Below are 11961 nucleotides of genomic sequence, written 5' to 3' on the forward strand. Positions count from 1 at the left end.
GAAAAAAAGGTGGTTTAAGGCAAAAAAGAAAATATTAATTAACTTTAAGAAACTGGACTAAGGCTTTTCATAGGAGGATTTGTTAGGCGTAGTTTTTTTTCTTTTCCATGTAATTACTGCTGTTATAATTAGCAAAATTATTATGAAAAACATAAGTCCATATCCAGTTTTAGCGTGATTTTTCAGTCCATTTAGTTGTTCCCATTGTTCTGGGTCGGCTGTTAGTGGCGGATAAATGGTAAAGCCGTATTTTGTTTTTTCAGAGGTAGGAATAAAATATTTTTCAAGTCCATTCACCACTTTGACAATTCCATAAATTCCTAGAACAGATATGGACAGAAATATTAAAGTCAATTGGTTTTTAAGTCCATTATATTCTTTGGATATTAAAAATCTGATGAAATAGATGTTCCCGCCTATTATACCCAATATCGAAATGAAAATCCATAAAATCCAGAGTAATCCTGAGTGTTCGAATCCTAGAGTCCAATTATAGTTTTGAAATTGGGACAAGATGATAAAAGTGAGTACTAAAGCACATACCCCAATAAATAGAATGCACTTTATTTCCGATTTCCATTTCGTACTCATTTAAAATTGTGACTAACGTTTAGTATAAGAAATCGTAGGGCAGGTGATAAGCACTATCTTTTCGGTTTATTACTTAGCTAAATATAAATATTTTGCTTATATTTTTTTTACTGTAAACGCCAAATTTTATATTTAGCGGACTTTGTTAATAAACACAGACCTTTCGATTAAGCACAAATGCCCTATGTTTTTTATACATTGTTGTAAGCCGTTTTTATTTTATCGGAATTGTTTTGGTTTCGTGTTTCTACTAGCGTTTTCTGCTATTTCAATAATTCTTTTTTGTTTAGTTTCATCTCTTTTAGCTAGTACAATCCAACTTAATAGAATTTTCTTTGCTGATTTACTTAAACTCTCGTAATATTCTAAAGCTCCCTCTCTTTTGTCAAATTCTTTTTTTAAATTTTCAGGAATAATTAGTGCTTCTACATCATCTAGTATAAACCAAGAACCATTTGCCTTTGCCGTTTCAATAGCTTTATAGCCAGCTTCTCGAATAAGTTTTTTTGAAGTTAAATATTCTACTTTATCTTTATTTACCTTAGACCAAATACTGTTAGGTTTTCTTTTGCTAAAATATTGGATGTACCTTTCTGAGTCAATTGTTTTTTTAGTACTATCTATCCATCCAAAACAGAGTGCTTCATCAACTGATTCACTCCAACTAATAGAGGCAACTTTTGTTGATTTTTTATAAAAAACAAGCCAAACAGACTGTTTCAACTGATGATTTACTTCTAACCAGTTTCTCCAATCTGTTTGACTTTTAGGATAATATGTTTCTATTTCCTCTTTATTCATTATGCTGTTCTAACCATTTTAATATGGCTTGATTAGTTTCTTCAGGTTTTTCTTGTTGGATACAATGACCACAATCTAAACTAACTACTTCTACATTAGGAACAAAATCTGTTAAATTTTCAGATTTAGGAATCATATCTTGGTCTCCATATATCATAAGTGCAGCGTGTTTAATGATTGGATTCACGTCTGCCAATAAATGCCAATTTTGGTCAAGGTTTCTATACCAATTTATACCTCCTGTAAATCCTGATGTTTCGAAAGCAGAAACATAAACAGCCAATTCACTTTCACTCATTATAGGGTCTCCAAGTGATTTTTCTGCTTTTGCAAGATTAATCATCATCATACCTGGTTCAGGCATTGTAAGTGGTACATTTTTTCGGAACAAATTACCAAGAAATTGAGATTTGTTTTCATCCAAAATAGCATCTGCGACTCCTACTTGTCTATTAAAGTGAACAAAATAATTATCTGGTCCAAATATTTCTTCCATAAACTCTATCCAAGGTTTTTCTCCTCTTTGCATATATGGTAAAGCCAAATTTATTATTTTATTTACTTTCTCAGGATTTAATAAAGCTAGACTCCAAACAATATTTGCTCCCCAATCGTGACCAATAAAGGTAGCTTTTTCATATCCGTAGTGGTCAAGTATAGCAACTAAATCTCCAGTTAAATGTTCAATGCCATAAGCTGTTATTTCAGTTGGGCAAGATGATTTACCATAACCTCTCTGATTTGGTACAATAACGTGATAACCAGCTTTAACAAGTTCGGGAATTTGAAAACGCCAAGAAAACGCATTTTCTGGAAATCCGTGACAAAGTATAATAGGTTTACCTTTATTCTCTTTACCTGCTTCAAATACTTCAAGTTCAATACCATTGACTGAAATCATAGTAGATTTTGGAAATTCGATTGAATTAATACTTTTGTTCATTTGTGTTGTCATTTTTTGTTTTAAAATAATTATACTACAAAAGTAAATTGGGTCGATGACAGCCTTATGGCAAGGGTAAAAAAGAGTTACTGATATTTGTCAAAATATTCTTGTAAAGTCATATTATGAGGTTCGAAATTTTCTGTTAGAATTTCTAATTTTTGAATTCTGTCTGGTCTAAAAAACCTAAACTCGTTACGCAAACGACAAAATGCAACTAAATACCAATTTTCAGAATTTAATATGGCAAATGGTTCTATTATTCTAATTGATGCAGAATTTTCTTTATTGATATATTCTATTTTAACAAGGTTGTAATTAGTTAATGCATTTTGTAAATCTGATAAATTATTACTATTCCTTTCTCTATTTATGTTTTCGTCATAACGTGTACGTTCAAGAAGTATATTAGCTTTATCTTTTGTTGTATATTTTAGAATTGATTTTATTTTATCTATTGCTTCCGAATAATCCTTGACAAATGATGCATCTTTACTATTTAGCACTAATTGTTCTGCAAGTATTAAAGCATTTGCTTGTTTTTCGGTAAACATTACAGGTGGGATTTTATATCCTTCCATTAATGTATAGCCTTTTCCTTCTTCGGTTAATACAGGAACACCAGATTGTTCCAATGCCTTAATGTCTCTGTATATAGTTCTTTTGCTAATATTAAATTTATTAGCTAATTCCGAAGCAGTTACAATTCGTTTGGTCTGTAATTGAATTAAGATTGCTGTTAATCTTGATAGTCTATTTGTTTCGGAATAATCCATTTTTCAATGTAGTTATTGGTTTTTTCAAATGGCTTACAACAATTGTATATGCACACAATTGCACATATTTCTACTATATGAATTATTAAATCTATAAGATTTGTACAATTTAAGAAAGAAAAATTGTACAAATTTATATGCACTCAAATCTGTACTGCACTAATTGGAAGAATGACAACTGTTTATACTAACAGTTCAGTACCAAAAAAATACAGTTGGGTCGTCATTTTTTTTAATTTGGAAGAAAAGGTTTCATGTTTGCTATTATCTAGGGCATTTATAGAAAGAAGTATACTTCTAAAAGGAAATCCCTAATTTTAGAAATCTGAAATTAGTATTTTACGATTCGTACAAAAATTTATTTTATGAGTAATATTTTGAAAATAGTTAAGTACAGTACTGTAATTTCTTTGGGGATTATTGTTGTTAATCGATTTCTTAGTTGGGGAGAACCTTTTGTATGGAAAGAACAAGCTGAACAAATAATAATTGTTTTTGGTATATCTATAGTTTTAACAATAATAAGTGTCTACTACGAGGCGTTTATATCTAAAAAATATTCATGGGAACAAGCCCCTAAAAAGAGGCTAATATATGGGTCTTTGGGTTCTATTTCAATAATAGTAGTTGCATACGGTTTGTTAAGATTATTACTTTATGTGGCATATTTTAATAAATCCTTAGTGGATTTTATATCTAATGAAAATAGTAGTACATATTTAATATTTATCGCGGTTGCTGTATTTATATCCTTATTTATACACGCCTTCTACTTCTACAAAGCCTTACAGGATACTAAAGTAAAAGAGCAGAAAATTATAGCAGGTTCAGCGTCTGCAAAGTTCGATGCTTTAAAAAATCAATTAGATCCTCACTTTCTTTTCAATAGCCTTAATGTGCTTACTAGCCTTATAGAAGAAGATCCTATGCAGGCGCAAAAATTTACGACTTCGTTATCTAAAGTGTATAGGTATGTATTGGAGCAGAAGAGTAAAAATCTAATTTCTGTAGATGAAGAATTAAAGTTTGCCAGAACCTATGTGCGATTATTAAAAATGCGTTTTGAAGATAGTATCATATTTGAAATCCCTGATGAGGCTACAAACCCAGAAGCTAAAATAGTACCATTATCGCTGCAGTTATTGTTAGAAAATGCAGTAAAGCATAATGTAGTCACGTCTTCCAAACCTTTGCATATAAAAATTTATGAGGAGGATAATTACTTGTATGTGGTCAATAACCTTCAAGAGAAACAGGTTGTTAAAAAGAGTAGTGGGGTAGGGCTGCAAAATATACGCCAGCGTTATGCCATACTTACTAAAAAAGAAATGCAAATTTTTAAGACCGCTAAAGAATTTAAGGTAAGGCTACCAATGTTGACCAATGCTATTTCTTTTAAAGAAACACAAGATTCGCACATTAGTGCCAAGCGCTATGAGAAAGCTAAAAAGCGAGTAGAAGAAATTAAAGGTTTTTATGGTAACCTAACTTCGTACTGTATTGTTATACCTGTTCTGGCATTTATAAATTATAGAACCACAAGCTTTGTATGGGTAATTTTTCCGGCTGTAGGGTGGGGTATAGGATTAATAGCCCATGGATTAAAGGCATACGGACTAAATCCGTTATTCGGTCAAGATTGGGAAGAGAAAAAAATCAAGGAATTGATGGAGAAAGACAATTTCTAAACGTGTTCTAAAATCGCTATTATGAAGCTGACAGAAAATATTATAATGTCTATAAACGATAGTGTTCTGTGTTGGTTGGCGACATCGTCATTAGATAATATACCTAATGTATCACCAAAAGAGATTTTTAGCTTTTATGAAGAAGACATCATAATTGTTGCAAATATAGCTTCGCCACAAACGGTTAAGAATATAAGGGAGAACAAACATGTTTGTATCAGCTTTATAGACGTTTTAAAGCAAAAAGGATTTCAGTTGAAAGGTGAGGCTGAAATTATAGCGGAATCATCTTCAGAATTCTCTAGTATGGAAAAAGTACTTCTTTCACTTACAGAAGGCAAGTTTCCGTTCGCTACTATTACAAAGATTACCATCACCAGTACAAAACCAATACTAGCGCCTAAATACGTGCTGTACCCTAATACAACAGAGCAAGAACAAATTGAAAGTGCGAAGAAATCGTACGGATTTTAAGGGTTTTATAGCTATAAATACCTCTTTCTACAATTCAGTCATTAAAAATTACAATTGGGTATTTCATTTTTTTAAAACCTGGGTTATCTACCGAAATTTGAAGTATAGTAATCAAATAATAATAACCTAAAACTTATAAAGATGGAAACAGAATTCACAAATAACGATAATTACAAGTATCAAAAAGCAAAAGATAAAGTAGAAGCTATAAAAGGTTTTTACGGTAATTTAATAGCGTACTGCATTGTAATTCCCATTTTGGCATATATCAATTATAACACCACTAGTTTTCCTTGGGCCATTTTTCCGGCACTGGGTTGGGGATTCGGATTAACTATGAACGGTCTTTATGCCTTTGGGTACAACCCTTTTTTCGTTAAGAACTGGGAAGAGAGAAAGATCAAACAATATATGCAAGAATCATAACTTAATAAACTGAAGATCATGGAAAACACAAAATATACAAAAGCAAAATTAAGAGTAGAAGCGATAAAAGAATTTTATGGTAAGGTAGCCTCGGCAGTCGTCACCATAATACTCGTAGCGGCATTAAATTATTACCTTAACGAATGGGAATATGCTTGGTTTCTTTGGGTAGTATTCGGATTAAGCATTAGCTTATTTTTAAAAGCGAATAAAATCTTTAACTTGAATCCGTTTATGAATCGTGACTGGGAAGAAAGAAAATTACAAGAGTTTTTACAACAAGAAGAAAATAAGCAAAGATGGAACTAAACGAATTTGATCAAGCCGATAAACTGGCAAGGGCCCAAAAGAAAGTAAAAGAGCTTAAAGGGTTTTATATTCACCTAAGTATTTATGTACTGGTCAATTTATTCATCATGACCATTACAATTATGGGTATTATGTCTGGTGGAGCTTCATTTTCAGAAGCTTTGTTCAACATAGGCACATTTTCAACTCCGTTTTTCTGGGGAATAGGGTTGGCATTTCACGCGGCCAAGGTATTTGGATTTAATCCTTTTTTTAGTAAAGATTGGGAACAACGCCAAATAAGTAAATATATAGAGCAGGATAAAAAAGATGCTGAAAAATATAGATAATATGGAAACTAATCTACCAAACGATAATCTTGTAAGTGAAGAATTTAGCAGGCTGTCTAAATACGAAAGGGCAAAAACAAAAGTGGCTAGTATAAAGAGTTTCTATAACCACGCACTAGTTTTTCTAGTTATAAATATCATTTTGTACTTCTTGAGACATAAATTTGTTTTCATATTAGTGAGTAAAGATGCCTTAGGTAATCCTGAGTTTTTAGATTGGATAAATTGGAATGTATATGGCACCACCATAGTATGGGCAATTATACTGGCTATACATGCAATTACTGTTTTTGGAAACCTACCTTGGCATTTGAAAAAATGGGAAGAGCGTAAAATTCAGAAGTACATCAACGCTAACAACGAATAAAGCATATTGTTTATAACCACCATAAATACCGACCATGAAGACCATTATAATTGAAGATGAAAAACCAGCAGCACGTAGGTTGGGTAGAATGTTAGAGAGTTTAGACTTGTCTGTTTCTACTATGTTACATTCTGTGGAAGAGGCAATAGATTGGTTTCAGAACAATGAACATCCAGATTTAATTTTCTTGGACATTCAATTATCTGACGGACTCTCTTTTGAAATTTTTGATGTAATTGAGGTGCATAGCGCCATTATATTCACTACCGCTTTTGATGAGTATGCGCTTAAAGCTTTTAAATTGAATAGTATAGACTACCTTTTAAAACCCATTGATGACGAAGATCTAGAGCAAGCTGTAAATAAATACAGAAAAATGTTCAAGTCTGATAATGAACCAAGTAAGATAGCTTTGGACTTTGAAGATATTAAGAAGCTATTGGTGAATCCGCTAGAGCGGGAATATAAAAAGCGATTTACAGCGAAAGTGGGTCAGCATTTAAAAATCATTAATGCAGAAGACGTAGAATGTTTTTACAGTGAAAATAAAGGCACCTACGCCGCTACAAAAGATGGTCGCAATTATTTGTTAGATACTACTTTAGAACAACTAGAAGAGGAGTTGAAACCACAAGTATTTTTTAGGGTAAGTAGAAAGTTCTTCGTGAATATAGATCACATAAAAGATATAGTTTCATACACCAATTCAAGGTTACAGATCAAGTTGAATAACAACGCTGATCACGAAATTATCGTGAGTAGAGAAAAGGTGAAAGATTTTAAGCTTTGGTTAGAATAGAAGATTTAATAAATTGATATTAAGTTATTTACGATATAAATCTTCTTCTTCGTCAATTCTATTTTCATCAAATGCCGATGGCAATAGCTTAGGAATCAACTTAATAAATATGGGTAGTAGAATAGCACCGCCAGGTAAAATGAAAATGGCAAGAGAAGGTATGCTTTTAAAAATATCCAATAGTTGATTCTGAACCTTCTTTTTTTCCTCATCGCTTAAATCGCGTATGGTAGACTTTGATAATAATGCAACCAATTCTGCACTTTGAGAAAGCTCTTTATGTAACCGCTTACTATTTCTAAGAATAAGTTTCTTTACCAATTTACCCATACTATCATAGAACTGCATTGCCAAGTTCTTTTCCTTTAAATAAGGTATAGTATCAAAATTGAGTTTAAAGAATTGGGTAACATCCATAATAGATGTAGAAATAACGGTGTTGTCAAATCCAAGGTCTTTTCCTATTCCAAATATAAATTCAGATTCAGTGTAATCTAAAGAATGATCTTCCCAAACGGTAAGGCAGGCCATATCTAATAAATATCGGTTTTCCCAATTGTCTTTATTATCAAGTAATCTTTTACGGTAAGTACCATCAAAGCTATTTTCTGCACAACTTATATAGGTTAAAGAAGAAGCCAGCAGTTGAGAAAGTTTGTTATCCTTCCTATCCAACTCCTTAGAGCTTAACGCATCATAGGTAATATTTATCGCTAGGTATTCAATCTCTTCGGCTTTTTTCTTTAAATCGGTATGGTTATTTAAAAAGTGTTTAAAAAGTAGCACATCTATAAATAGAAGTGAATTGGTAATAAGGCTATTAAAGGTTTTACTAATGATATTATCCTCAATGTAAATTCTTGAGGTCATCAGCTTTTCAAGCTTGGCAGAGGTTTTACTTCCTGTAAACCATTTATCAAAAAATCCGGCTCGGCTAATATTCAGTATCTCATAGAACTTAAAAACCTGTTCTATAAATATAGAATAGTCTTCACCACCTTCGGTTCGGTAGGTAAAGAATAGGGCATGTAGTAAATTAATTTTTGCTTTTTCGTCTTCAGATAATGTATGCTCCAATTCAATAAAATCAGGAATACCAGAATTCAGTCCATACACAAACCCGCTTTTTTTAAGCGTAGCATACAAGGCTTCAAAAGTTGGAAATTCGTCTTGGTGTTTTTGAACAACCGAACCATATTTCTCGATCCAACCAGAGGAAGACGGGTTCATATCTTAATTATTTAACACTGCAAAGTTAGCTAATTATTACTTCACAGTTATTTATAAATGGTTACATAATAAGCTGTAACAAAGTTTTTTCTATGGGTCTCATTATACAGCTGAAAAGTAAATTTAATTTTTTTTAAGAAAAAATGAACCCTCCGTTTTTAACTCCGTAAGTAAGGGTGATTCTAATCTAAAAAAAGAGATAATGAAAAAATCAAAATTATTTATGGGACTTGGGGCATTAGCCTTGGTAGGAGTTCTTTTAGTGGCTGCAGATCATATTGATGCACCTAGCGCTATGGGGACCACGGCAGATATTGCCGATTTTTATGCGTTTGAGCCAACAGAAGGTTCGGACAACACCGTTTTTGCGGTAGATCTTCAATCTAATGTACTGCCAGATTTAGCTTACGGTACGTTCGACGAGAATGTATTATTGGAAATCAATATCGATACCGATAACGACTTGGTAGAAGATTTGGTAATACAGGCAATACCAAGAGATGGTAAAATGTATTTCTTTGGTCCGGTTGCGCCAAGTGAAACAGGGCTAAACGGTTCTATTATGGTAGATGCACCATTAGGTTCAGTTGTCATTTCTGCAGAAACTGCTATTGTAGAAACTACGGATAGCGGAGTTTCATTATTTGCAGGTCCAAGACAAGATGCTTTTTTCTTTGACTTTTTTCAATTCAATGAAGTAATAGGTGGTACGGCACCTTTAGGTTTTAAACCAGCAGGTGATCCTAATTCTACTGACGACGACGATGAAACTGCCGTTGATACTTTTGATGGTGCCAATACAATGTCTATTGTAGTAGAACTACCTAACAGCCTTTTAGGTGCAACAACAGGCCAGAATGCACTTGGTTTAGAAGTGTATAAAACATGGGTAACTACCAACGCAAAACAATAATAACCTCTTAAAAATATAATGATGAAATATAAAAATATAAAATATACGTTTTTGTCTCTTATGGCAGTAGTAGCATTAGCTTCTTGTAGCGATGATGATGACAATACACCGGTAGTAATAACACCAACATGTGATGATGGTATAATGAACGGTGATGAAACAGGAGTTGATTGTGGTGGTACATGTACCCCTTGTGAAGAGGCAATGGCGCCAGATTTTACAGGAACGTATGCACAAGTTGATTTTATGGGAAGACCGGGTATTAATACCGTTTTAAGTGCAGATGGTACTTTAAAAGATGCACATAACGTGTCTATTCCTTCAGAAATGGCAGCTACGTTTCAAGCTGATTTTGAAGCAAGGTTAGAAGCATATCATGATGTTTACGCAAACATTTTAGGAGCAGATCCTGCAGCTGTAAATTATGAGAATAACATATTAGGATTAGATGCCCCTACATTAACGGGTTATTTGGCGGCAGATGTTTTAGAGGTGGCACCAAACTTACCTACTACTTACTTTAACCCGGGTACAGATGCCGATGATGACGGTAGAATTTTGGTTCCAGATGGTGATGAAGTAGCATTGACGGGTAGAACTCCACAAGATGATGTCATCGATGTTTCATTGATATTATTATTTGGTGGTATGGAAGGTGACCGTTTTAGTGGTCAAGATACCGATGGTGATGGTATGGCAGATTTACCAAGATTAACCTCAGATGGCGTTGGGCTAACCGCTACTGTAGGTACAACGTTCCCATACTTGGGCGCACCTGAATAAAATTGTCTAAACCGTATGTTTAATATATACGGTAGGCACATCCCTTAAGTGTTTATGAAAAAGAAAAGGGAATGGGGGAGTTGAAAAGCTCCCCTTATTTTAAACAATCCACAAAAAAACAACCTTATGAAATTATTAAAGCTATTAATAGTAGTGATACTGGTGTCATCATGTGATACCAAAAATCAGGACGCAATTGCAAATAAAGAAGATTACAACAAGTTTTTAGTCGCTAACGAAATTAGAACAACTTCAAAATATTTTGACCTATGGAATTCTAAAATAAGACCAGATAGTATGCAGCTTACCAGCTTTGGTGTGGTAGGTGGGGAGTACAATAGGTACTTTCAGCAGACTGGTGATATTGAATTTTTAAAGAAGGCAGAAAGGAGTTTAAAAAAAGCCGTTGATATTGCCAATATCGGTAAGCCAGGTTTTTACAGGTCTTTGGCCAGAAATTATATATCTCAACACCGCTTTAAAGAAGCATTGCAATTAGCGGATAATGCAGCGGCAATTGGCGGGGATAAAAGTGAAACACAAAGCTTGTATTTTGATGTTCATATGGAATTAGGTAATTATCAATTGGCAGAAAGCTATTTAGATAGTTTAAAGAACATGTCAGATTTTGGGTATATGATTCGTTTAGCAAAATGGAACGATTATAAAGGCGATTTAGATACCACCATAAAATTTATGGAGAAGGCTAGAACAAAAGCTGAAACCGCAAAGAATAAAGATTTAATGTTGTGGAGCTATACCAATTTGGGCGACTATTACGGTCATGCAGGTAGAATTAAAGATTCTTACCATCACTATTTGAAGGCATTAGAAATTGATACTGATAATGCATATGCTAAAAAAGGAATTGCATGGATCGTTTTTTCAAATGATAAAAATGCCGAAGAGGCAATTCGCATTTTAGACTCGGTGACCAAAAACTATTCTGCACCAGATTATTTTTTGTTGAAAGCTGAAATTGCAGATTATATAGGTGACGATGTTGTGCGCACAAAGAATTTAGACGAGTATTTTACGAGAGTAAAGAATACAGCCTATGGCGATATGTACAATGCATACAACCTAGATTTATACATTGGCGAAACCAAGCAATATGATAGTGCCTTGATTTTGGCACAACAAGAGGTAGCTAATAGACCTACACCAGAATCTTATAGTTGGCTAGGTTATAGTCATTTGAAAAACGGCGATAAAGAGAAAGCAATGGAAATTATGAACACCTACGTTTATGGAAAAACATTTGAACCGGCTTTGTTGTATCAGGCAGCAGAAGTTTATAAAGCCAATGGCGAAGAAGAAAAAGTTAAGGAGTTGAAAGGAGAATTAATAGGGGCTATTTATGAATTAGGCCCTGGTATGGAAAAGCAAGTCCATGATTTGTAATTGATTGCCCAATTAATAGCATTTCATGTTTGTTTTAGGTTGGATTGTTTTTTTTCAGTGCCACGATTTAAAGTCGTGGCATTGTTAATATTACGTATTTCATCGAAAATTTGGTTTTTTTTAACAGG

Annotated in this window: 15 protein-coding genes; 10 read left to right on the forward strand and 5 right to left on the reverse strand. The window is 33.3% G+C overall.

The window, feature by feature from the left end:
• Positions 1-57: 57 nt before the first annotated feature.
• From PXD56_RS06460 to PXD56_RS06475, 4 genes are all read right to left on the reverse strand, one after another.
• Positions 58-591, reverse strand: a complete 534-nt coding sequence (locus PXD56_RS06460) for a hypothetical protein (RefSeq protein WP_276492520.1) — start codon at positions 589-591, stop codon at positions 58-60.
• A gap of 219 nt (positions 592-810) precedes the next feature.
• Positions 811-1392 carry a YdeI/OmpD-associated family protein gene (locus PXD56_RS06465; protein WP_276492521.1) on the reverse strand — a complete coding sequence of 194 codons (582 nt, stop codon included), beginning with the start codon at positions 1390-1392 and terminating at the stop codon, positions 811-813.
• Complete coding sequence (locus tag PXD56_RS06470; protein ID WP_276492522.1) at positions 1385-2335, reverse strand: alpha/beta fold hydrolase; 951 nt, start codon at positions 2333-2335, stop codon at positions 1385-1387. The genes PXD56_RS06465 and PXD56_RS06470 overlap by 8 nt, the downstream gene beginning before the upstream one ends.
• 86 nt (positions 2336-2421) lie before the next feature.
• Positions 2422-3111: a helix-turn-helix transcriptional regulator gene (locus tag PXD56_RS06475; RefSeq protein WP_276492523.1), complete on the reverse strand. Its 690-nt coding sequence runs from the start codon at positions 3109-3111 to the stop codon at positions 2422-2424.
• 365 nt (positions 3112-3476) lie between these two features.
• Here PXD56_RS06475 and PXD56_RS06480 point away from each other — a divergent pair, with 365 nt between their 5' ends.
• The 7 genes from PXD56_RS06480 to PXD56_RS06510 all read left to right on the forward strand — a co-directional run bounded on the left by PXD56_RS06480 (position 3477) and on the right by PXD56_RS06510 (position 7503).
• Positions 3477-4799, forward strand: coding sequence for a 2TM domain-containing protein (locus PXD56_RS06480; RefSeq protein ID WP_276492524.1), 1323 nt, complete (start codon positions 3477-3479; stop codon positions 4797-4799).
• A gap of 21 nt (positions 4800-4820) precedes the next feature.
• Entirely contained in the window at positions 4821-5273 is a 453-nt protein-coding gene (locus PXD56_RS06485) for a pyridoxamine 5'-phosphate oxidase family protein (RefSeq protein ID WP_276492525.1), read from the forward strand.
• A 141-nt stretch (positions 5274-5414) separates the two neighbouring features.
• The gene (locus tag PXD56_RS06490) at positions 5415-5699 is read left to right on the forward strand and encodes a 2TM domain-containing protein (protein ID WP_276492526.1); all 285 of its coding nucleotides are present in this window, start codon (positions 5415-5417) and stop codon (positions 5697-5699) included.
• A gap of 18 nt (positions 5700-5717) precedes the next feature.
• Positions 5718-6008: a 2TM domain-containing protein gene (locus tag PXD56_RS06495; RefSeq protein WP_276492527.1), complete on the forward strand. Its 291-nt coding sequence runs from the start codon at positions 5718-5720 to the stop codon at positions 6006-6008.
• Positions 5999-6337, forward strand: coding sequence for a 2TM domain-containing protein (locus PXD56_RS06500; RefSeq protein ID WP_276492528.1), 339 nt, complete (start codon positions 5999-6001; stop codon positions 6335-6337). The genes PXD56_RS06495 and PXD56_RS06500 overlap by 10 nt, the downstream gene beginning before the upstream one ends.
• A 1-nt stretch (position 6338) precedes the next feature.
• On the forward strand, positions 6339-6704 hold the full coding sequence (locus PXD56_RS06505) for a 2TM domain-containing protein (RefSeq protein ID WP_276492529.1): 366 nt from the start codon (positions 6339-6341) through the stop codon (positions 6702-6704).
• A gap of 34 nt (positions 6705-6738) precedes the next feature.
• Positions 6739-7503, forward strand: coding sequence for a LytR/AlgR family response regulator transcription factor (locus PXD56_RS06510; RefSeq protein WP_276492530.1), 765 nt, complete (start codon positions 6739-6741; stop codon positions 7501-7503).
• A 24-nt stretch (positions 7504-7527) separates the two neighbouring features.
• On the opposite strand, the gene PXD56_RS06515 is transcribed toward PXD56_RS06510, so the two are convergent.
• A complete protein-coding gene (locus tag PXD56_RS06515; RefSeq protein ID WP_276492531.1) occupies positions 7528-8733 on the reverse strand; it encodes an LETM1-related biofilm-associated protein in 1206 nt (401 codons plus the stop codon).
• 202 nt (positions 8734-8935) lie between these two features.
• On the opposite strand from PXD56_RS06515, the gene PXD56_RS06520 reads away from it, so the two are divergent.
• From PXD56_RS06520 to PXD56_RS06530, 3 genes are all read left to right on the forward strand, one after another.
• Positions 8936-9646 (forward strand): DUF4331 family protein, encoded by a 711-nt coding sequence (locus PXD56_RS06520; RefSeq protein ID WP_276492532.1) that lies wholly within the window; start codon positions 8936-8938, stop codon positions 9644-9646.
• Positions 9647-9667: 21 nt separating this feature from the next.
• Positions 9668-10429, forward strand: a complete 762-nt coding sequence (locus tag PXD56_RS06525; protein ID WP_276492533.1) for a DUF4331 family protein — start codon at positions 9668-9670, stop codon at positions 10427-10429.
• A 126-nt stretch (positions 10430-10555) separates the two neighbouring features.
• On the forward strand, positions 10556-11833 hold the full coding sequence (locus PXD56_RS06530) for a tetratricopeptide repeat protein (RefSeq protein ID WP_276492534.1): 1278 nt from the start codon (positions 10556-10558) through the stop codon (positions 11831-11833).
• Positions 11834-11961 lie beyond the last annotated feature (128 nt).

This window comes from Maribacter zhoushanensis, from assembly GCF_029350975.1.
Classification (GTDB): Bacteria; Bacteroidota; Bacteroidia; order Flavobacteriales; family Flavobacteriaceae; genus Maribacter; species Maribacter zhoushanensis.

What these genes read in the sequence shown, in the direction of transcription:
- PXD56_RS06460 (WP_276492520.1), bottom strand. Translation starts at nt 591, where the DNA reads ATGAGTACGAAATGGAAATCGGAAATAAAGTGCATTCTATTTATTGGG.
- PXD56_RS06465 (WP_276492521.1), bottom strand. Translation starts at nt 1,392, where the DNA reads ATGAATAAAGAGGAAATAGAAACATATTATCCTAAAAGTCAAACAGAT.
- PXD56_RS06470 (WP_276492522.1), bottom strand. Translation starts at nt 2,335, where the DNA reads ATGAACAAAAGTATTAATTCAATCGAATTTCCAAAATCTACTATGATT.
- PXD56_RS06475 (WP_276492523.1), bottom strand. Translation starts at nt 3,111, where the DNA reads ATGGATTATTCCGAAACAAATAGACTATCAAGATTAACAGCAATCTTA.
- PXD56_RS06480 (WP_276492524.1), top strand. Translation starts at nt 3,477, where the DNA reads ATGAGTAATATTTTGAAAATAGTTAAGTACAGTACTGTAATTTCTTTG.
- PXD56_RS06485 (WP_276492525.1), top strand. Translation starts at nt 4,821, where the DNA reads ATGAAGCTGACAGAAAATATTATAATGTCTATAAACGATAGTGTTCTG.
- PXD56_RS06490 (WP_276492526.1), top strand. Translation starts at nt 5,415, where the DNA reads ATGGAAACAGAATTCACAAATAACGATAATTACAAGTATCAAAAAGCA.
- PXD56_RS06495 (WP_276492527.1), top strand. Translation starts at nt 5,718, where the DNA reads ATGGAAAACACAAAATATACAAAAGCAAAATTAAGAGTAGAAGCGATA.
- PXD56_RS06500 (WP_276492528.1), top strand. Translation starts at nt 5,999, where the DNA reads ATGGAACTAAACGAATTTGATCAAGCCGATAAACTGGCAAGGGCCCAA.
- PXD56_RS06505 (WP_276492529.1), top strand. Translation starts at nt 6,339, where the DNA reads ATGGAAACTAATCTACCAAACGATAATCTTGTAAGTGAAGAATTTAGC.
- PXD56_RS06510 (WP_276492530.1), top strand. Translation starts at nt 6,739, where the DNA reads ATGAAGACCATTATAATTGAAGATGAAAAACCAGCAGCACGTAGGTTG.
- PXD56_RS06515 (WP_276492531.1), bottom strand. Translation starts at nt 8,733, where the DNA reads ATGAACCCGTCTTCCTCTGGTTGGATCGAGAAATATGGTTCGGTTGTT.
- PXD56_RS06520 (WP_276492532.1), top strand. Translation starts at nt 8,936, where the DNA reads ATGAAAAAATCAAAATTATTTATGGGACTTGGGGCATTAGCCTTGGTA.
- PXD56_RS06525 (WP_276492533.1), top strand. Translation starts at nt 9,668, where the DNA reads ATGAAATATAAAAATATAAAATATACGTTTTTGTCTCTTATGGCAGTA.
- PXD56_RS06530 (WP_276492534.1), top strand. Translation starts at nt 10,556, where the DNA reads ATGAAATTATTAAAGCTATTAATAGTAGTGATACTGGTGTCATCATGT.